This is a genomic window from Lonepinella sp. MS14434 (assembly GCF_042468235.1).
GTDB lineage: Bacteria > Pseudomonadota > Gammaproteobacteria > Enterobacterales > Pasteurellaceae > Lonepinella.
In genome coordinates this window covers 707,602-726,861 of record NZ_CP170386.1, presented here as the reverse complement: position 1 = coordinate 726,861, position 19,260 = coordinate 707,602, and the positions used below count along the sequence as shown (strand labels likewise).

The following is a 19,260-nucleotide window of genomic DNA, read 5'->3' as shown; positions in this document are numbered from 1 at the left end:
AGGGTTAAATTCGGCGAACTTGCCAAAATACTTTATTCCAATAAGGGCTATTTAATGAAGAATAAATGACTCCCCCCTTTGTTGATGCATGTAAAAACTTATCCTCTTTGACATAGATACCGACGTGATAACTGTTTGGTCCACGTCCAGTCTTAAAAAAGACCAAGTCCCCTGTTTGAATTTGTGAACGTGGCACTCTTTTACCATAACGAGATTGCTCTGTGGTTGTTCTGGGAAGTTGAATATTAAAACGGTCTTTAAATGTGGTACGCGTAAACCCTGAACAATCTACCCCTGAACGTGTATTGCCCCCTAATAAATAAGGGACTCCCGCCCATTCACGTTGTTGTTCACTTAATAAAGCAATCACCATAATGGGATCATTTAATTGACCTTGATAATTAATACCATCATATTCACCTTTATTAGATGAGGAAGAACAGCCAGTTAAACATAATGATATTAATAAAAAAAAAGCACTCAATCGCTGATAAAAATTCATCGATCTTCCTATAATAAAGTTACACAAAAGCTATCTATAGGGTTTATAAATAGCTTCTACATATTAGAATTAACCTTTGGGTTTCGCTTTTTCTACTCTGGCACGTAATTTTTGTCCGGGGCGAAAAACCACTACTCGACGGGCGGAAACGGGTACACTTTCCCCCGTTTTTGGGTTACGACCCGGTCTGGTAGATTTATCACGTAATTCAAAATTACCAAAACCCGATAATTTTACATCTTCTCCTTGTTCTAAAAAAAGACGAATTTGTTCAAAAAAACTTTCCACAAGTTCTTTTGCTTCTGGTTTTGCCAATCCACATTTATCAATGAGATTTTCTGCAATTTCAATTTTAGTTAATGTCATAATTAATCTCTCAAATAAGCATTAAAACGCTGTTTTAATTCGGTTAATACCACTGAAATCACCGCATTAATATCTTCTTCTTCCAAAGTCTTTTCGGTGTCTTGAATAGTTAAGCTAATCGCTAAACTTTTATATCCGTCTGGCACGCCTTGACCCTGATAAACATCAAATAAATTCACACCAATTAATTTTTCGCCTGCCACTGTACGACAGACATCCAATACATCACTTGCCGCCACTGTATTCTCAACCACCAAAGCCAAATCACGACGATTCGCTGGGAATTTTGAAATCTCTTTTGCCACAGCCACTTTACGCTGTGCAATTTTATCCACTAAAATTTCACAAGCAAAGACTTTGCCATTTAAACCAATTTTTTGAGCAATGGTCGGATGAATTTGTCCAATAAAACCAATTTCTTCGCCATTTAATACAATTGATGCCGATTGCCCCGGATGGAATGCTGGGAAAGCTTTTGACACAAATCTAACATCATTTGCATAAGCCGTCAAAGATAAAATATTTTCTAAATACCCTTTTAGATCAAAGAAATCCGCTTGTTCAGTTTTTCCAGCCCAATGTTCATTTAAACGTGAACCGGTCATTACCGCACTAAATACTTGCTCTTGACGAACACCAAATTCTGCATTTTGATCAGGAATAAAGCGTAAGCCCACTTCAAATAAACGAATACGATTTTGCTGACGATTTTGATTATACAATACTGCCCCTAGCAAACCAGTCAATAAAGATACTCGCATAGCCGACATTTCGACAGAAATAGGATTTGGTAAAATCAAAGCATCTTGATTAGGGTGCAATAATTGCTGAATTTTCGGATCAACAAAACTATAGGTAATGGCTTCATAGAAATCGTTACCCACTAATGCTGTTTTGACACGAGAAACATCAATATCAGCTTCACGATGCTCACGCATTTTTAAATGAGCTAACGGGGAATTATTTGGAATTTCATTATAACCATAGATACGAGCCACTTCTTCCACTAAATCTTCTTCAATTTCAATATCAAAACGCCAGCTAGTTGAAGTAACCGTCCAAACATTATCAACAAAATCAACATCAAAGCCTAAACGTTGGAAAATATCTGTTACGGTAGCATCATCAATATAATGCCCTAATAAACTATCTAATTTTTCACGACGTAATTGTACTTGTTTGATTTTAGGTAAATGCTGTTCACTGACCACTTCACAAATTTCACCTGCTTCACCTCCACAAATGGCTAATAACAACGCTGTAGCTCTTTCCATTGCTTTACGTTGTAATTCAAAATCCACACCACGTTCAAAACGATGTGAACTGTCAGTGTGCAAACCATATTGTCTAGCACGACCAGTAATCGCTAATGGATTGAAAAAAGCAGATTCTAAAATCACATCTTTGGTATTTTCCGCATCCACACCACTGGCTTGTCCGCCGAAAATCCCGGCCATGGCTAATGGACCTGTTTGATCTGCAATGACTAATGTATTACTTTGTAATGTTGCTGTTGTACCATCTAATAGGACTAATTGCTCACCATCTTTTGCCATACGGACATCAAAAGGTTGCGTCACTTTTTCTGCATCAAAAGCGTGCATAGGCTGTCCGAGTTCAAGTAAGATGTAGTTTGTAATATCCACAATAGGATCGATAGAACGAATATCACAACGGCGTAACTTTTCTTTCAACCACATTGGGGTTGCTGCTTTTACGTTAACATTTTTCACTTTACGCAACAAATAACGTGGACAAGCATCTGGTGCTGAAATCTTAATATCCACTTTATCGCTAATTGTTGATGGAACAATATCAAACTGCGGTGTATTTACCGCTTGTTTATTCACCACACCTAATTCACGAGCAATACCCGCAATGCTTAAACAGTCCGCACGATTTGGCGTTAAACTAATTTCAATCGCCTGATCATTTAATTGTAAATAGTCACGTAAATCTATACCAATTGGGGCATCTACAGGTAATTCAATAATACCACTATGATCTTCCGAAATCGCTAACTCACTAAAGGAACACAACATCCCTTCTGACGGCTGACCACGTAATTTTGCTTTCTTAATTTTGAAATTACCCGGTAAGACAGCCCCTACGGTGGCAACAGCCACTTTCAAGCCTTGACGACAATTTGGTGCACCACAGACGATATCTAACAAATGCTCGCCACCAACATTGACTTTAGTCACCCGTAATTTATCTGCATCAGGATGTTGAGCACATTCCACCACTTCACCTACCAATACACCAGAAAATTCACCAGCAACTGGTTCTATACCATCTACTTCTAAACCTAACATGGTAATTTGATCACATAATTGTTCGGTTGTTATTGCAGGATTAACCCACTCTCGAACCCACTGTTCACTAAATTTCATCTATTTATCTCTCTTATTTTAATACTTCAAATGATAAACCTTTAAAGACAATATCATTGAACTGTACATCTAATTTATATTTACCTACAGGATCATTTTGCTCAAACTGCCAGCATCTTGTCGCGACATTATTTTTAATTTCAGATCTGTCAATCAGTGTAATCGCTAAAAAACCTTTTTTATCATCATCCATTTTAATCTCTGAATTTTTTGCAATAATATTAATTGGCGCAGGTGAAACAAAATATTCTGCAAACTGGTTTTTATCCTGCACGGGAACATCTGACACTGCAACACATAAATTACGCGCTTTTGAACGGGAAAATTGCGTATTTTTCATCACTTTAGCAGGATGACTTGATGTATCCAAAACAAATATTGTCGCTTTGGGTTGAGTGGTGGTTGTCTCGATTACATTTTCTGTTACTGCCAATACCGATGCTGAAAATAATGTTAATGGCATAACCACTAATTTTTTCATATTTATTTTCCTAATATTACTTAAATTGTTTCAGGAAACGAAGATCATTTTCGAAAAATGCACGTAAATCTGTGACGTTATAGCGTAACATAGTTAAACGCTCAACGCCCATACCAACCGCAAAACCGCTGTATTCATTGGGATCAATACCCACATTACGTAAAACATTTGGATGCACCATACCACAACCTAATACTTCTAACCATTTCCCATTTTGACGCATAATATCGACTTCAATAGAGGGTTCAGTAAATGGGAAGTAAGATGGTCGGAAACGTACTTGTAAATCTTCTTCAAAGAACGCACGTAAGAAATCATGTAATAAACCTTTTAATTCAGTGAAATTGGCTTTTTTATCCACATAAAGCAATTCAATTTGATGAAACATTGGAGTATGGGTCTGATCATAGTCATTACGATAAACACGCCCTGGTGCCATAATGCGAATTGGTGGTTGCATTTTCTCCATGGTACGAATTTGTACGCCTGATGTTTGGGTGCGTAGTAATAGTTCTGGATTAAACCAGAAAGTATCATGATCGGCACGAGCAGGGTGATGTTTTGGAATATTTAAAGCATCAAAGTTATAATAATCACTTTCTACTTCTGGACCACTTTCCACTGAAAAGCCTAATTCAGAGAAGAATTTCACCACTCGTTCAATGGTAATTGCTACTGGATGTAAAGCTCCAGTTTCTACTTTACGCCCCGGTAAACTTACATCAACACGTTCTTTTTCTAATGTGGCATTTAATACTGCTTGCTCTAACTGTTCTTTTTTTGCATTTAAGCTATCTAAAACAATCTGTTTAGCTTCATTAATTTTTGCCCCAACCGCAGGACGTTCTTCTGCTGCCACCTCACGCAAACCTTGCATTAACTGGGTAAAATACCCTTTTTTACCAAAATATTCTACGCGGAAATTTTCTAACGCTTCTAACGCCTCTAGGCCTTTATCCTGTAATTCATCTAAGGCTCGTCTAGCCTGCTCCGTAATCTCTTTAAGGTTTTGCATACCTACCCTTCTTAAATTTAATATGTTTTCCAAAAATGCCTTTAATGATAATATTAACTTATTCAAAAATCACGTGATTTTTAACGAAATTAATAATTTTTCTGCTAAACAATAAAAAAGAGAGCTATTTTGCTCTCTTTTGCCATAATTGAGTAAAAACTAATCTTTACCTTTTAATAAACGATTTAATACAGGTACCACTAACAACAGTAAAATCCCTGTGGCTAAGCCAATACCACTGATCATTTCATAGAAACTGGTTGGATCATTTTCATCAAAGCCATTTTTAAAGATAACCCCGCTCAGGGTGAAACCGAGAGAATAGGATAAGAAAGTCAATGCCACCATAGAGGCTTGGAAATTCTTAGGCGCAATTTTTGTGGCTAACGATAAGGACACTGGACTTAATAATAATTCACTGATAGTAATCAATAAAATAAAGAAGAAGAACAATAAGAAACTTGAACCTTGAGCTGATACCATTAAGGAAAACGAAAAATAAGTGACACCTAATGCCAACATAGAAATAGCAAATTTAAGTGGTGTTTTTGGCTGCTTATCGCCCATTTTGGTCCAAAGGGTTGCTAATAATCCAGCAATCAAAATCACCCATAAACTTTGTAATGAACCCAACCAAGCAACCGGTACTTCAAAACTAAAAATATGACGATCAATCGTTTGTTCAAAATACAAAATCATTGCCGTATCAAATTGCGCCCATAGCGACCAGAAGATGCTGATAGTAATAAATAACGGAATAAATGCCACAATATTCCCTTTATTTTCGACTTTATGACTCATCAATAATCGAGCAAAATAGCCAATAGTCAAACAAACCACGCAAACTAATAAGATTCTTGGAAAATTTTGTAAGGTAAGAAATCCTGAAAAAATAGTCACCATCACAATAGCGATAAGTACCAACCAAGAAAAACTCGCTTGTTTTCGTTCTTTTTTATTTAATGGATTCGGTACTGGGCTTGGTGGTAAATTTTTACGTCCACGAGAATACATCCATAAACCAAACGCCATTCCAACCGCAGCAGCACCAAAACCATAATGGAAACCATAAGAATGTTGCAAAATACCGGTTAGTAACGGACCTAATAATGCCCCAATATTAATGGCAATATAAAAAATAGAAAAACCCGCATCACGCATATGGCGAGTATCATCGGTTTCATATAAGGTTCCCAAGGTTGCACTGGCAGTCGTTTTCACGCCACCACTACCTAACGCAATACAAATCATCCCTAAGATCAAGCCTTCCAAGCCCGGTACAAGTGCAAGAATAATATGTCCACACATCACTACAATGCCGGAATAAAACAACGTACGTTCCGCACCTAAGATACGATCGGCTACCCAACCGCCAACCAAACAAGAAAGATAAACACTACCGCCATAAGCGCCAACAATACCACCCGCAATATTTTTATCTACCTCCAGTCCACCTTGACTATATTCATAGTACAAATAGAGAAATAAAATTGCTTTCATTCCATAAAATGAAAAACGTTCCCATAGCTCTATATGAAAAAGACTCGATAAGGCATAAGGATGTCCAAAGAAAGTTTTTTGTTGCATAATTTATTCCTTCTATAATTGTTATTCTCAATTTTCAATCTACAATATAACAATTTATTAACAAAGTAGAAAATATCAAAAATGAGAGAATGATCACAAAATTTATACCATTTAATGCTAAAAATAAGAAAACCGACAGCATAATAACTCTCGGTTCATTGATTCAACGCAAATCTATGCTTATCTTACTAATTCCGTTTTCAAATAAGTCAACCGCTCAATATTGGTCATATATTTTGCTAAATTTTGTATTTCTGGTTTATAAATATAAGGAATCTCACCCAATAGAGGTGCATCAATTTTATTACGTAAAGTATCAATCATTTCTGCATAATGCCCTAAACAGGGGTTTATACGATTGGCAATCCAACCAATTAACGGTACACCTAGATTCAATATGGATTGTACGGTTAATAAGGTATGATTAATACAACCTTCTTTAATTCCCACCACTAATACCACCGGCATTTGATGCGTTACTACCCAATCAGCAAAACTAAAATGCTTATTAATCGGTGACAACCAACCAAAGCAACCTTCCACCACTACCGTTTGATATTTCTGATTTAACTTATCCAAATCTTGATTAATTTTCTCAATTTGAATTTGTTCACCTTGATCGGTAAATAATGGCATGGTATGCCCAAAAGTATAGCTATTAATATCCCGATAACTCACATCTTGCTTCGTAGTATTCATCAGGGTTAATACATCTACATTATCTTCTGCACCATAATCACTCTCTTGCTCGACATTATTCCCCACTGAATTTTCATCATCTTGCATACAAGCAATCGGCTTATACCCTACCACATCAACATCTAATTCTTGTAACGCTTGAATAATGGCTCGGGTTGCTATCGTTTTCCCCACATTAGTATCTGTACCTGTTACAAAAAAACTACTCATAATCACATCCTTTTCCGAAAAAACATAACGATTGTAAAATATCCCGGAAATAGAATTATTGAGCTAACGCAAGTTTTATGTGGTTTTTATTGGTTTTATTGCCATTTATTGATCCAAAACAAATTTTAATCCCGATTGTCGCTTGCTTTTTTTCTGTACTGCTTGCAGCCAAATCTGCTCGGTAGCAAATAAAGTAAATTCATCTTTCGCTCTGGTAATGGCGGTATAAACCAATTCTTTACTTAGTACGGGATTATTTTTCGTTGGTAACAGTAAAAATGTATGGTTAAATTCTGATCCTTGCGATTTATGCACCGTCATCACATAAGCCGTTTCATATTGCATGGGAAGACGATGACGAGAAACCAATTTATAGTTACCCAGTTTATCGACACTGTCAAAACAGACCAAATTATGCCCCACATAAATGCCAATATCTCCATTGGCTAAATTTACATTACGATCATTTTGGGTAATCATAATCGGCTTGCCAAGATACCAATCTCGTTGCTGTTGGAATTTTACCAAGCCTGCTTTTTGCAGTGCATTGGCAATCATTTGATTAAGTGATTCCACCCCAAACTCGCCTTGACGTAATGCAGTTAAAAAGCGAACTGCATTAAACTTAGCAAATAACATTTGGTAATGTTCATTGTTCAAGTCATCTTTCTTCTGTTGTAAATAAACTAAATAATCTCGATAATTTTGCACCGCACTTTGCACGATTTGATTGATACAATGTGCATTAAAATCTTTTTCATCCGCAAATTGCTGGGGTAGAAATTCCACCAGATGTAATTTTCCTTGCGAAAAATCTTGCTTAAACAACGTCCAACTTTGTTCAACCACAGAATATTGCACAGAATTTACCGCTGTCGCCAACTGTCCAACGCCTGAATGTTCATCAAAACGGCGACTATCTGGCAAATAACATAAACAATTCGCTATACTCGATAAACTCGTTTCACTGGCTATTAATGTTTCCCCTGTTACGGCAGTCAAATATTCAGTAAATTCTTTATCATAACAACCGATATTTTTTTGCCGCAGCGGCTCAAAATACAAGCCCATAAACTGCCCCAACTCACCCAAAATAGCACCTGCTTCAACGGAAGAAAGCTGATCCTTATCACCCAATAAAATCAATTTACAATGTGGTGCCAACGCTTCTCGTACTTTATTCATTAGGCTCAAATCAATCATTGACGCTTCATCAATAATCAACACATCATAAGGCAATGGATTTTGGACGTGATAAACCGTTTTTTCGCTAAAAGGTCGTACTCCCAATAGGCTATGTAAAGTCTGAGCCGAACTTGGCATGTTATGCTGTATTGCATCTTCCATTAATAAATGCTGTAAAGATTCGCTGTTTAATTCTTTTTCAATGCTTTCACTTAATCTAGCGGAGGCTTTGCCTGTGGGAGCAGATAAACCAATTTTTAATTTGCCTTGATGTAATTTTTGTAATACTGCCAACAGCCGTGCTACCGTATAGGTTTTACCTGTCCCTGGTCCACCTGAAATTAAACAAAATGATTGCCGTAACGCTACTGCCACCGCCACTTTTTGCCAGTTGGTCGTTGCTGTTTTTTGCTCAAAATAACGATCTAAACAGGCTTTAACTTGTGGTAACGAAAAATCTTGTGGTTTTTGCACCGCAGTTTTAATGTAATCAGCTAAACGATATTCATCTTGCCAAGTGCGATAAAAATACAAGGCGTTATGTTGTAATACCAAAGGGACAATTTTCTCTTGCGGGCTAAGGGTAAAAGCAATATGGTCTTGCAACATATTCGCCCATTGATGCAAAGGTAAATTAGCTATTTTCTGATTAATTTCCGCTACGTAATCTATGCCATCATCGGTTTTGATATAACGCAACCCAAAGTAATTATTGGCTAAATCTCTATCTAAAAATAAACAAGTATTGCCCTGTGATAAACTATATTGACAAAGCCCTGCCACCAAAATCGCCAATGCTTGTTGCTGTTCGCTATAACCTAAACCTTGTTGTTTATCAGCAATCAATTTTGCAAAATAATAATCCGCCTGACTAATCCGTTGCTGTTGGCAAAGCGAAAATAATAATTTAAGCATTAAATAAGTTCTCCAAATTGGCAATCAATTCCGCTTCGGGACGATCAAAAAATACCCCTGATTGCATTTCACCATTCATACCACGCAAGAAAGTATAAACCACTCCACCAAAATGGCTTTCATAGCTATAAGCAGGATCTCGCAAGCGTAAATAACGATCTAGTGCCAAAGTATAAAGTAAATACTGCAAATCATAATGTTCATTTTGCATGGTTTTAACCAATTCATCTGGTTGATAATTTTGCGGTGATTTCCCCAGCAAATTCGATTTATAATCCACAATATAGTATTTGCCTTGATAACGAAACACCAAGTCAATAAACCCCCGCAACATACCCTGAATTTGATCGAATTGCCAAGGTTCCTGCCAGTAATGATGATAAGCTTTTAACAAGCTATTAAACTTATTCACATCAAAAGTGCGGTGTAAATTAAAATAGAATTGCATTTCTTTTAAACAATCTTTGACAGGTAATTGAGCAAGGTATAGCCCATTTTCTAATAACGGTGTCTGTAAAATATGATTAATCCATTGCATAAAAGGTTGTTGCCAACTTTCATCTAAACCTAATTGTTGGCAATATTTTGCTATTAGCTCAGGATTAACTGGCTGATTAAAGGTTATTTTTTCCAACAGCGAATGTAACAAGGTTCCGACTTGAGAACCATGGGGAAAATCCACGGGGGAATGTGCTGTCGGATAATCTTGCCAATCGACTAATGAAGTTTGCTTCAACGCTATATTACTTTGTGCCAACTGATCGTTATCTTTAGCCGCATCAAAAACTCGACTATTTTCTACCGCACTTTCATCTAACATTTGGATTTGCGGTTGCCACCAAGGTTTTTGTTTATTTTGTTGATGATTTTGCATTAAGCCAGTAAAGCTCGATAATGTCCAATCACGTTCAATGTTTTGCTCAAATTCCGATGCTTTTAGTGGTGCTACGGTAGCGTTTTGTGCTTTATTCCGATCTTCTACAACAATATCCGTATTTAAAATAGGCTCAATGGTTAAACTTTCATGCCCCCATTTTTGTTGCAAATCCGTTAATAATGCTTGGCTATCATAAACATTCTGCATTTTTTCATTTAAACCGATCTTACCTTGTGTTAACGCATACCCAATAGCCGTCCACTCACCTTGCAAATGTAGCGGTAAGGTGATATTGACCTGATATTTCGCCCGAGTTAATGCCACATAAAGCAATCGCATTTTTTCTGCCATACTTTCCTGCACGGTTAACGCAGAATATTGTGACTCAATATCCCAATATTGCTGCTTATCTCGTTCATCATGATAAGTGCTTATGGCATCGGATTTAAGCGTAGAAAACGCAATAAAAGGCAACCACACTAAGCCATATTCCAGCCCTTTGGATTTATGAATGGTAACAATCTTCACCAACTGATTTTCACTTTCTAGCCGTAATTGTTGCTCATCATCACGATCCTGTTTATTTTGAATCTGTAACTCAAACCAACGCAATAAACTGGTTTCGCTTTCTTGGGTTGGGCTGGCTTGTTGTAATAATTCACTCAAATGTAATAAATTGGTAATACGGCGTTCACCATTTTGCATGGCTTTCATTCGCTCTAACATACAAGGCTGATGTTCATCTACTTGTAAAAAGAGTTGGTACAACATTGCCAACACACCATGACGCAACCAACGGCGTTGATAATTTTCAAATCGACTTACCCATTGTTCAAGCAGACTATCTTGTTGTTTAATTTGATTAATTTCCGCTGCAGTAAAAGCAAATAAACTGGTTGCCAAGGCATTTAAAATTGCTTTGGTATTCAATGGATTTAAACAAGCTCGTAAAATATAGGCTAATTCTTTCGCTTCATCACTATCAAATACATTGCTTTTATCCGACAAATAAACCGAAGCAATTCCCCGTTTGCGTAAACTTTGTTGAATTAACTCGGCTTCTCGCCAACTTTCCACCAGCACCGCAATATCATTATCTTGTACGATTTCACGTTGCTCATCTTTGGCAAAAACCGCGGTGTTTTTTCCAACACTTTTTAACCATTGATAAATAGAATTTGCACAGGTTTCAGCAAATAGCTGTTGAGTTTCGCCTTTGAGCAATTTATTTTTATCATTTAACTGTTCACCTAAATAAAATACCAATGGTGCTTGCTTTTTCTCCCCAATCAAAAATTCAGCCTGTTTACTGCCAGCCTTAACCGATTGGAAAGGAATATCTGCATATAGAAAAGATTCGGCAAAATTAAAAATACCATTTACTGCCTGAATTAACGCTCCACTAGAACGATAATTATTTTCTAAGGTAAAAGATTGCTTGGCTTGTTGACTGGCTCGTAAATAGGTAAAAATATCCGCCCCACGGAATTTATAAATAGCCTGTTTCGGATCGCCAATCATAATAAAACCACAGTTTGGTTGTGCTTGATAAATTTTCTCAAAAATTTGATATTGGCGATTATCGGTATCCTGAAACTCATCAATCATCGCAAATGGATATTGCGAACGAATTCGATGAGCCAATTCATTCCCCTGTTCGGCATATAACGCATCACGCAATAAACGTAATAAATCATCAAAACTCTTTTCTGCGTGATCTAATTTATATGTGATCATCTTTTCATTCAATGCCTGCATATAATGATATAGCACGATATTATGATACAAAGCAAAATCAATGGTATTCACTTCATCAACCAAACGAAACAAAGCATGGGAAATTGGATTATCTCGTTGTTTACCTAAATATTTGCTATTAAATAATTGCTGTGAAAAATAATCCGTTAAGGGTTCAGGCAAAGAAAATTGATAGGGATTCTCCGCCCAAGCATTAATTTTAGCAAAACGACTTGCTACATGATCTTGTCGAAAAGACGTTGATTTTATTCGTCCTTCTTCTTTCGCATCATCAATTAATTGACGAATTTCCACCGCACTTTCTTGCCATTGTTGTTTTAATTGCTGAATTTGCTGTAGTCCATTTTGTACATATTGCTGTAAAAATTCACTTAAATCATGCTCCAGTAACTGCGGTGAATTTATTGCGGCTTTTAACGGATCACCACTCACATATTGACGAATATGATTTAAAACCGCTGACGGAGAACCTAACCAACGGTGAATAAAATCTGTACTTTCGTAAGGCAATGAATAAAAATGTTCACGCCAAAATTCATTGGCAAAGCGTTTTAATAATTCCGTTTCATCTTTGACTAATTCCAATTCAAAATGAATCCCTGAATAAAACGCATATTGGGTTAATACTCGACGACAAAAGCTATGAATAGTATAAATCGCTGCCAAATCCATATTCTGTTCCGCTAAACGCAAACGTTGAACGGCTAAGTCAATATCATCAATATAATCCACTAATTCCGCTAATGGTTGATTATCTGCAAATGCCTTTTTATCTTGTGTTTCCCGATATTGCTCAAGTTGTTTTTTACAAAGATGAATCCGCTGACGAATACGTTCTTTAAGTTCTTGAGTAGATGCTTCAGTAAAAGTAACTACCAGAATTTCTTCTACCGATAAGGGACGAGAAAAATTATTTTCTCCAGCTTGAAGTAATAAACGAATATACAGGCTCGCCATGGTGTAGGTTTTGCCTGTCCCTGCGGAGGCTTCTATTAACGTGGTGTGGGTTAAAGGGGTTGAATTGGCGTTAAGTGCGGTAGCTTTTGGCATCGTTTTTTTCCAAAAATAAAGGCTAACTACTGTTAGCCTAGTTATATCATAAAATCAATCATTGTACTAGCTGGGGGAGTATTGGCATTTTCCAAACCTGCCCGAATCTTGCTTTCAAAAATATCATAATCCACTAAAAACGCATCATGTCCATAATCCGATGCAAATTCAAAATATTGCAAATTTACCTGACTTTGTTCTAATAATGCTTTGCTTTTACGCAAATCATTAATTTTAAAAAGCTGATCATTGGTCACTGCAACGAGAGTATAACGAGCCTTAATCCGTGCCAAGGCAGTTTTAATATTGTCAAAACCTACCGCTGGATCATATAAATCCAACGCTCGCAATAAATGCAAATAACTGTTGGCATCAAAACGATCAAGAAATTTCTGACCTTGATAGGTTAAATAACTTTCCACCTGAAACCAATCGCCCCAATATTGTCCCTCCGCTTTGGTAGCTCGCCCAAAGGCTTTGGCTAACTGAATATCCGTACGATAGGTCAACATGCCTAACATTCGGGCAATAGCTAATCCTTTGGCTGGTGGTTCGCCGTCATAATAGTCCCCACCATTAAAATTGGGATCATTCAGAATCGCTTGACGCATAACGTGATTAAATCCAATGGCTTCCGCACTAAAGGTTAAAGAAGAACAAAGATTAACCACATTATCCACAAAATCAGGATAATAAATCGCCCATTGGGTCGCTTGCATACCACCAAAAGAACCGCCAACGACAGCATGTAAATGGGAAATTTGTAAAGCATCTAACAGTGCTTTTTGTACCCGAACCAAGTCTTGTACAATCACATTGGGAAATTGGCTACCATAGGGTTTACTTGTTTTTGGATTAATAGACACAGGACCTGTTGTGCCTTTACACCCACCCAACACATTTGAGCAAATAAAAAAATATTTATCCGTATCAAAAGCCAACCCTTTACCCATAAAATTCTGCCACCAGCCTGTACTATTTGGTTCTGTAGAATAAGGTTCGGCATCCCCAGTTAAAGCGTGACATAATAAAACGACATTACTCTTATCCGTATTCAACTCGCCATAAGTTTGGTAAGCCACTTCAATATGATCAAGTTTCCCACCTAGCACAAGATCTAGCGGTTCCTGCTCAAATAAGGTAATTTTTTGTACTGCCATTGATTATCCTGTTGTTCGGGGATAAAGATTTTTACGATGAGTTATAAACTACCTAGGATAATGTCGATTGTCAAGAAATTTTAGACGTTTAGACGGCTAAAAATAAAGAGTACCGTAATTTAAAACAAAGGTAAAATAAGGGCGTATCCAATACGCCCTATAAATCAAATAAAGTCAATAAGCTAGATTTATTCTTCACCCAGCAACTTCAATTCCCGTCCCCGAACTTGTGCTTTCAAAATTTGCACAAATTCATCAATATCATAAGTGCCTAAATCCGCCCCTTTGCGAGTTCTCACTGCAATTTTATTTTCAGCGATTTCTTTATCACCACAAACCAGCATATACGGCACACGGCGTAAGGTGTGTTCACGGATTTTGAAACCGACTTTTTCGTTACGCAGATCGGATTTCACACGTAAGCCAGCATCGGAAAGTTTTTTCGTTACGGCTTGAACATAGTCCGCTTGGCTGTCGGTGATATTCATCACTACCGCTTGCACAGGGGCTAACCATGCAGGGAAGAAACCTGCGTATTCTTCGGTGATAATGCCGATAAAGCGTTCGATTGAACCTAAGATCGCACGGTGGATCATCACAGGGGTACGGCGGTCGTTGTCTTCTGCCACATAAGAGGCATTTAAGCGACCCGGTAAGGCGAAGTCTAGCTGAATCGTACCGCATTGCCATTCACGACCTAAGCAGTCACGCAAGGCAAATTCGATTTTCGGACCGTAAAATGCACCCTCGCCCTCTTGAATTTCATATTCAAGACCATTGTGACGTAACGCATTGGCTAAACCTTCTTCGGCACGATCCCACATTTCATCAGAACCGATACGACTTTCTGGACGAGTAGATAATTTCACGGCGATATTGGTAAAACCAAAGGTGCTGTAAATATCGTAAACCATTTTAATACAACTGGTGACTTCGCTTTCAATTTGTTCTTCGGTACAGAAAATGTGTGCATCATCTTGGGTAAAGCCACGTACACGCATTAAACCGTGCAAGGAACCTGACGGCTCATTACGGTGGCATGAACCAAATTCCGCCATACGAATCGGTAAATCACGGTACGATTTCAAGCCTTGGTTGAAAATCTGCACGTGACCCGGGCAGTTCATCGGTTTAATCGCATATTCACGGTTTTCCGATTGGGTGGTGAACATTAAATCGCCGTAGTTTTGCCAGTGACCTGTACGTTCCCAAAGCACTCTGTCCATCATAAACGGACCTTTCACTTCTTGATAATCGTACTGTTTGAGTTTGGTACGCACAAAGGTTTCCAATTCACGGAAAATCGTCCAGCCGTCATTATGCCAGAACACCAAACCCGGTGCTTCTTCTTGCATGTGATATAAATCTAAGGCTTTGCCGATTTTACGGTGGTCACGTTTTGCTGCTTCTTCAAGACGAGTTAAATATTCATTTAATTGTTTTTTATCCGCCCATGCAGTGCCGTAAATCCGTTGCAACATTTTATTTTTGCTGTCACCACGCCAGTATGCCCCCGCCACTTTCATTAATTTAAAATGTTGGCAAAAACGCATATTCGGCACGTGCGGTCCACGGCACATATCAATATATTCTTGGTGATGATATAAGGCTGGCGTGGCGGTGCGTTCAATGTTTTCGTCTAAAATCGCCATTTTGTACGGCTCGCCACGGCTCTCAAAAGTATCTCGTGCTTCTTGCCACGAAACGGGCTTTTTCACCACATCATAATTGGTTTTCGCCAATTCAAGCATACGTTTTTCCAACGCATCAATATCTTCTTGAGTTAATGAACGATCTAAATCCACATCATAATAAAAGCCGTTTTCAATGGTGGGACCGATCGCCATTTTGACATCGGGGAATAATTGTTTAATCGCATGTCCCAATAAGTGAGCTGTGGAATGGCGGATAATTTCCAAACCGTCTTCGTCTTTGGCGGTGATAATCTCTAATTTGCTGTCTTCTGAAATCATATCGCAAGCGTCTTTACGCTCGCCATTAACACGCCCTGCAATGGTAGCTTTGGCAAGACCTGCCCCAATATTTTGTGCTACTTCTAAAACAGAAACAGGGTGATCGAATTGACGTTGTGAACCGTCTGGTAAAGTAATAATAGGCATTTTGTATCCTTGTTTACAGTGGTCGCCCATACGAAAGGCGACTTGTTGCATTTACGTTAAATTAAGTTGAGTTAAAATAAAAAATTTCATTAAAAAGCACCGCACTTTGTGCCATACCTACGTTGTATAGCCAAAAAGTGCGGTGACAAAATTCCGACAGGAATTTTGAACGTTGCTTGCAACGGGGGCAAAGCCCCGAGCAATCCTATTAAGGATTGTGAGTAATTTTAGCATAATTTTTTAAAAATTTGATATTCGTCACAGATTATTCATGAAAATAAGTTTATGATTAAGTTAGTTTCAGAGGTAATTTAGGGAGTAGCTATGTGGAAATCAGTTTCTCAAGTATTAGCGGATCAATTTGGTGCCTACTATTCCATCAAAGAAAAAGATAAAGTGCATACGGGTGAAATGCACGAATCTTGGTTAATTGATGATGGCATACAACCTGTTTTTGTCAAGACTAACGATAAAACCTATCGTTCCATGTTTCGAGCTGAAGCCGATCAAATTGAATTATTAACCAAAACGCATACCATTGACCTACCTAAAGTTTACGGTGTAGGTTGTTCGCAAAATCATAGTTTTTTATTGCTTGAAGCCTTGCAATTAGAAACGCCTAGCCCTGAAGAATTTGCAGAGTTTGGTATCGCATTAGCGAAATTACACCAAATTAAAGGACTTGAGGGCTATGGTTTAGATTTTGATACTTGGCTCGGTTCTGTTTATCAACCGAACGAATGGCGAACTAACTGGGCAACTTTTTTTGCGGATCAACGAATCGGCTGGCAATTACAACTCTGTAAAGAACGGGGTATAAATTTCGGTAATATTGAAGAAATTGTTGCCGTGGTGGCAGCCCGACTTGCCAAACATAAACCAACGCCATCTTTATTGCATGGCAATCTATGGATTGAAAACTGCGGTTCATTTAATCATAAAATTTATTGTTACGACCCTGCTTGTTACTGGGGTGACCGTGAATGTGATCTGGCTTTTACCGAATTATTCGAGCCATTTCCTGATGAATTTTATCAAAATTATCACCGCACTTATCCACTAACAGAGGATTATATTGAACGCAAACCGATTTATCAGCTTTACTATTTGCTTAATTTCAGTCATCGCTTTAAAGGGCATTATGTGGAATTAACCAAACGGTTTTTGGAATTGATTTTGTAGAAAATTGGATAAAAAAACACCGCAGTTTATCAAAAAGTGTGGTGTTTTTTCGTTTTTTTAAATAGCTTTATTCGTATAAAGTGCAATACCAGTTAATTTCGCCATACGGTTCACATAGTTTTCAATGTGAGCTGGGAATTTCAACCCTTTCACACAAGTTAAATTACGCAACATCGGGAATAACATAATATCTTCAATAGATAGTTGCTGACCATTGGCTTTATCTTCTGCCAAAATCAAGGTTTCAAGCATAGGCAAATCTTGTTGTAATCTTGCTAAATATTGCTCCGTTTGAGCCAAATTTTCAGTAAAATCACCGATCGATGCCGATTTCTTATTAACGAAATAATCTAATGCACTTTGCGTTTTATATTCTGGTAAACCTAACCGCACAAAACGTGGCAAAAGAAGATGATTATAATAGCTTCCGATTTGTTTAATCATGCTTTCTAATTCGGGACGAACCTGATCAGACAAGCATTTTTCAGCATAATGTTGATCCACATAACGCACAATATCTAAACTTTCTGGCATGGCAGAACCATCATCTTTTAACAAAATAGGGACGGCTTTTTTACCAATTAATCCCACTGGTGTGGCTTCATCATCATTTTGAATATAAACCAATTCAACTGGAAGCTGTTTAAAACCAAAAATCATTCTGGCACGTACACAATAAGGGCAGTGATCGTAAACATAAAGTTTCATCTTTTTCTCCTTTCATTCATCATCATATTACCATTTAAATATTTCAAACAGGGTTTTCCATTGTTCATCTAACCCAGCGTTCACCTGAACTAACTCATTTGTGACAGGGTGACTGAATTCAAGTTTTTCGGCATGTAACATCAACCGACTTACACCTGTTTTTTCTGCTAATGCTCTATTTTGGTGTAAATCACCATATTGGGTATCGCCTAAAATCGGGTGAAAAATATGTTTCAGATGACGGCGTAACTGATGTTTTCGCCCTGTTTGTGGAATTAAACGAACTAACGAATAACGTGCCGTTTGATATTTCCCTACCGCATAAGGCATTTCAACAGTTTTTAAGCCTTGATAATCCGTGATTGCTGGCTGTGGAGCTTTATCTGTTTGAGAAAATTTGTCAGCAATTTTATCTAATTGAATTTTAAGTGGATAATCTATACGATCTGAACCTATCAAATAACCACGCACCACCGCTAAATAGCTTTTCTGGACGGTTTTATTTTCAAACTGCTGACAAATTAAATTAGCGATTTCCGCATTTAACGCAAACAATAACACACCCGAAGTTGGGCGATCCAAACGATGAATCGGGAAAACATGCTGACCAATTTGATCTCGCAAGGTCTGCATCACAAACTGTGTTTCATGCCTATCTAACCAACTGCGATGTACCAACATACCCGCAGGTTTATTCACTGCAACGATATATTGATCTTGATATAAGATTTCTAGCATTGAGTTAACAGCTTTTCAATTTCAATGATCGGTCTTAACAATTCACTTAACCGCTCTTGCTCTTTTAAGGCTTCTTCCACATAAGGTGAAATCGCAATTTTGCTTGGCAACGCTGCTCCCGCTTCCAACAACGCCCACATTCTCGGGATAAAAATCCACTGTAACCATTCGTGAGCTTGCATATAGTCAATGGCAAAAGGCTCTTGACTGGCAAAGGCTTGTTCAGACGGTGGCACAGTTTGCCATAGGTCTAGTTCTTGTAGGATTTTTTGTAAATCACGTAAATGGGTTTTGGTTTGTTCTTTCATTTTTTC

General features: G+C 37.7%; 15 protein-coding genes. 1 reads left to right on the top strand and 14 read right to left on the bottom strand.

Annotated features, from left to right (window positions below; translation table 11 throughout):
- Positions 1–4 precede the first annotated feature (4 nt).
- From O1Q79_RS03585 to thrS, 11 genes are all read right to left on the bottom strand, one after another.
- Positions 5–502, bottom strand: a complete 498-nt coding sequence (locus O1Q79_RS03585; RefSeq protein ID WP_386692995.1) for a C40 family peptidase — start codon at positions 500–502, stop codon at positions 5–7.
- A 69-nt stretch (positions 503–571) separates the two neighbouring features.
- Positions 572–868: an integration host factor subunit alpha gene (locus O1Q79_RS03580; RefSeq protein ID WP_132302531.1), complete on the bottom strand. Its 297-nt coding sequence runs from the start codon at positions 866–868 to the stop codon at positions 572–574.
- Positions 869–870: 2 nt separating this feature from the next.
- Complete coding sequence (pheT, locus tag O1Q79_RS03575) at positions 871–3,261, bottom strand: phenylalanine--tRNA ligase subunit beta (protein WP_386692994.1); 2,391 nt, start codon at positions 3,259–3,261, stop codon at positions 871–873.
- A gap of 13 nt (positions 3,262–3,274) precedes the next feature.
- Positions 3,275–3,742 carry a hypothetical protein gene (locus O1Q79_RS03570; RefSeq protein ID WP_386692993.1) on the bottom strand — a complete coding sequence of 156 codons (468 nt, stop codon included), beginning with the start codon at positions 3,740–3,742 and terminating at the stop codon, positions 3,275–3,277.
- A gap of 16 nt (positions 3,743–3,758) precedes the next feature.
- A complete protein-coding gene (gene pheS / locus O1Q79_RS03565) occupies positions 3,759–4,757 on the bottom strand; it encodes a phenylalanine--tRNA ligase subunit alpha (RefSeq protein ID WP_386692992.1) in 999 nt (332 codons plus the stop codon).
- 159 nt (positions 4,758–4,916) lie between these two features.
- Positions 4,917–6,344 carry a peptide MFS transporter gene (locus tag O1Q79_RS03560; RefSeq protein ID WP_386692991.1) on the bottom strand — a complete coding sequence of 476 codons (1,428 nt, stop codon included), beginning with the start codon at positions 6,342–6,344 and terminating at the stop codon, positions 4,917–4,919.
- Positions 6,345–6,524: 180 nt separating this feature from the next.
- Positions 6,525–7,253: a dethiobiotin synthase gene (bioD, locus tag O1Q79_RS03555; RefSeq protein WP_386692990.1), complete on the bottom strand. Its 729-nt coding sequence runs from the start codon at positions 7,251–7,253 to the stop codon at positions 6,525–6,527.
- Positions 7,254–7,358: 105 nt separating this feature from the next.
- On the bottom strand, positions 7,359–9,353 hold the full coding sequence (recD, locus tag O1Q79_RS03550; protein WP_386692989.1) for an exodeoxyribonuclease V subunit alpha: 1,995 nt from the start codon (positions 9,351–9,353) through the stop codon (positions 7,359–7,361).
- Entirely contained in the window at positions 9,346–13,038 is a 3,693-nt protein-coding gene (gene recB, locus O1Q79_RS03545) for an exodeoxyribonuclease V subunit beta (protein ID WP_386692987.1), read from the bottom strand. Before recB ends, recD begins: the two co-directional genes overlap by 8 nt.
- A gap of 41 nt (positions 13,039–13,079) precedes the next feature.
- Complete coding sequence (locus O1Q79_RS03540) at positions 13,080–14,198, bottom strand: homoserine O-acetyltransferase (protein ID WP_386692986.1); 1,119 nt, start codon at positions 14,196–14,198, stop codon at positions 13,080–13,082.
- 188 nt (positions 14,199–14,386) lie between these two features.
- Positions 14,387–16,318 (bottom strand): threonine--tRNA ligase, encoded by a 1,932-nt coding sequence (gene thrS, locus O1Q79_RS03535; RefSeq protein WP_386692985.1) that lies wholly within the window; start codon positions 16,316–16,318, stop codon positions 14,387–14,389.
- Between the two features lie 324 nt (positions 16,319–16,642).
- Between thrS and O1Q79_RS03530 the strand changes: the two genes are divergently transcribed.
- The gene (locus O1Q79_RS03530) at positions 16,643–17,500 is read left to right on the top strand and encodes a fructosamine kinase family protein (protein ID WP_386686552.1); all 858 of its coding nucleotides are present in this window, start codon (positions 16,643–16,645) and stop codon (positions 17,498–17,500) included.
- Between the two features lie 57 nt (positions 17,501–17,557).
- On the opposite strand, the gene grxB is transcribed toward O1Q79_RS03530, so the two are convergent.
- From grxB to O1Q79_RS03515, 3 genes are read right to left on the bottom strand one after another with little or no spacing between them, the layout of a single operon-like run.
- Complete coding sequence (gene grxB, locus O1Q79_RS03525; protein ID WP_386692983.1) at positions 17,558–18,208, bottom strand: glutaredoxin 2; 651 nt, start codon at positions 18,206–18,208, stop codon at positions 17,558–17,560.
- Between the two features lie 27 nt (positions 18,209–18,235).
- Positions 18,236–18,946 carry a tRNA pseudouridine(65) synthase TruC gene (gene truC / locus O1Q79_RS03520; protein ID WP_386692982.1) on the bottom strand — a complete coding sequence of 237 codons (711 nt, stop codon included), beginning with the start codon at positions 18,944–18,946 and terminating at the stop codon, positions 18,236–18,238.
- Positions 18,940–19,254, bottom strand: coding sequence for a YqcC family protein (locus O1Q79_RS03515; protein WP_386692980.1), 315 nt, complete (start codon positions 19,252–19,254; stop codon positions 18,940–18,942). The genes truC and O1Q79_RS03515 overlap by 7 nt, the downstream gene beginning before the upstream one ends.
- Positions 19,255–19,260 lie beyond the last annotated feature (6 nt).

What these genes read in the sequence shown, in the direction of transcription:
- thrS (WP_386692985.1), bottom strand. Translation starts at nt 16,318, where the DNA reads ATGCCTATTATTACTTTACCAGACGGTTCACAACGTCAATTCGATCAC.
- recB (WP_386692987.1), bottom strand. Translation starts at nt 13,038, where the DNA reads ATGCCAAAAGCTACCGCACTTAACGCCAATTCAACCCCTTTAACCCAC.
- O1Q79_RS03585 (WP_386692995.1), bottom strand. Translation starts at nt 502, where the DNA reads ATGAATTTTTATCAGCGATTGAGTGCTTTTTTTTTATTAATATCATTA.
- pheS (WP_386692992.1), bottom strand. Translation starts at nt 4,757, where the DNA reads ATGCAAAACCTTAAAGAGATTACGGAGCAGGCTAGACGAGCCTTAGAT.
- recD (WP_386692989.1), bottom strand. Translation starts at nt 9,353, where the DNA reads ATGCTTAAATTATTATTTTCGCTTTGCCAACAGCAACGGATTAGTCAG.
- O1Q79_RS03580 (WP_132302531.1), bottom strand. Translation starts at nt 868, where the DNA reads ATGACATTAACTAAAATTGAAATTGCAGAAAATCTCATTGATAAATGT.
- O1Q79_RS03540 (WP_386692986.1), bottom strand. Translation starts at nt 14,198, where the DNA reads ATGGCAGTACAAAAAATTACCTTATTTGAGCAGGAACCGCTAGATCTT.
- grxB (WP_386692983.1), bottom strand. Translation starts at nt 18,208, where the DNA reads ATGAAACTTTATGTTTACGATCACTGCCCTTATTGTGTACGTGCCAGA.
- bioD (WP_386692990.1), bottom strand. Translation starts at nt 7,253, where the DNA reads ATGAGTAGTTTTTTTGTAACAGGTACAGATACTAATGTGGGGAAAACG.
- O1Q79_RS03560 (WP_386692991.1), bottom strand. Translation starts at nt 6,344, where the DNA reads ATGCAACAAAAAACTTTCTTTGGACATCCTTATGCCTTATCGAGTCTT.
- O1Q79_RS03515 (WP_386692980.1), bottom strand. Translation starts at nt 19,254, where the DNA reads ATGAAAGAACAAACCAAAACCCATTTACGTGATTTACAAAAAATCCTA.
- O1Q79_RS03570 (WP_386692993.1), bottom strand. Translation starts at nt 3,742, where the DNA reads ATGAAAAAATTAGTGGTTATGCCATTAACATTATTTTCAGCATCGGTA.
- pheT (WP_386692994.1), bottom strand. Translation starts at nt 3,261, where the DNA reads ATGAAATTTAGTGAACAGTGGGTTCGAGAGTGGGTTAATCCTGCAATA.
- truC (WP_386692982.1), bottom strand. Translation starts at nt 18,946, where the DNA reads ATGCTAGAAATCTTATATCAAGATCAATATATCGTTGCAGTGAATAAA.
- O1Q79_RS03530 (WP_386686552.1), top strand. Translation starts at nt 16,643, where the DNA reads ATGTGGAAATCAGTTTCTCAAGTATTAGCGGATCAATTTGGTGCCTAC.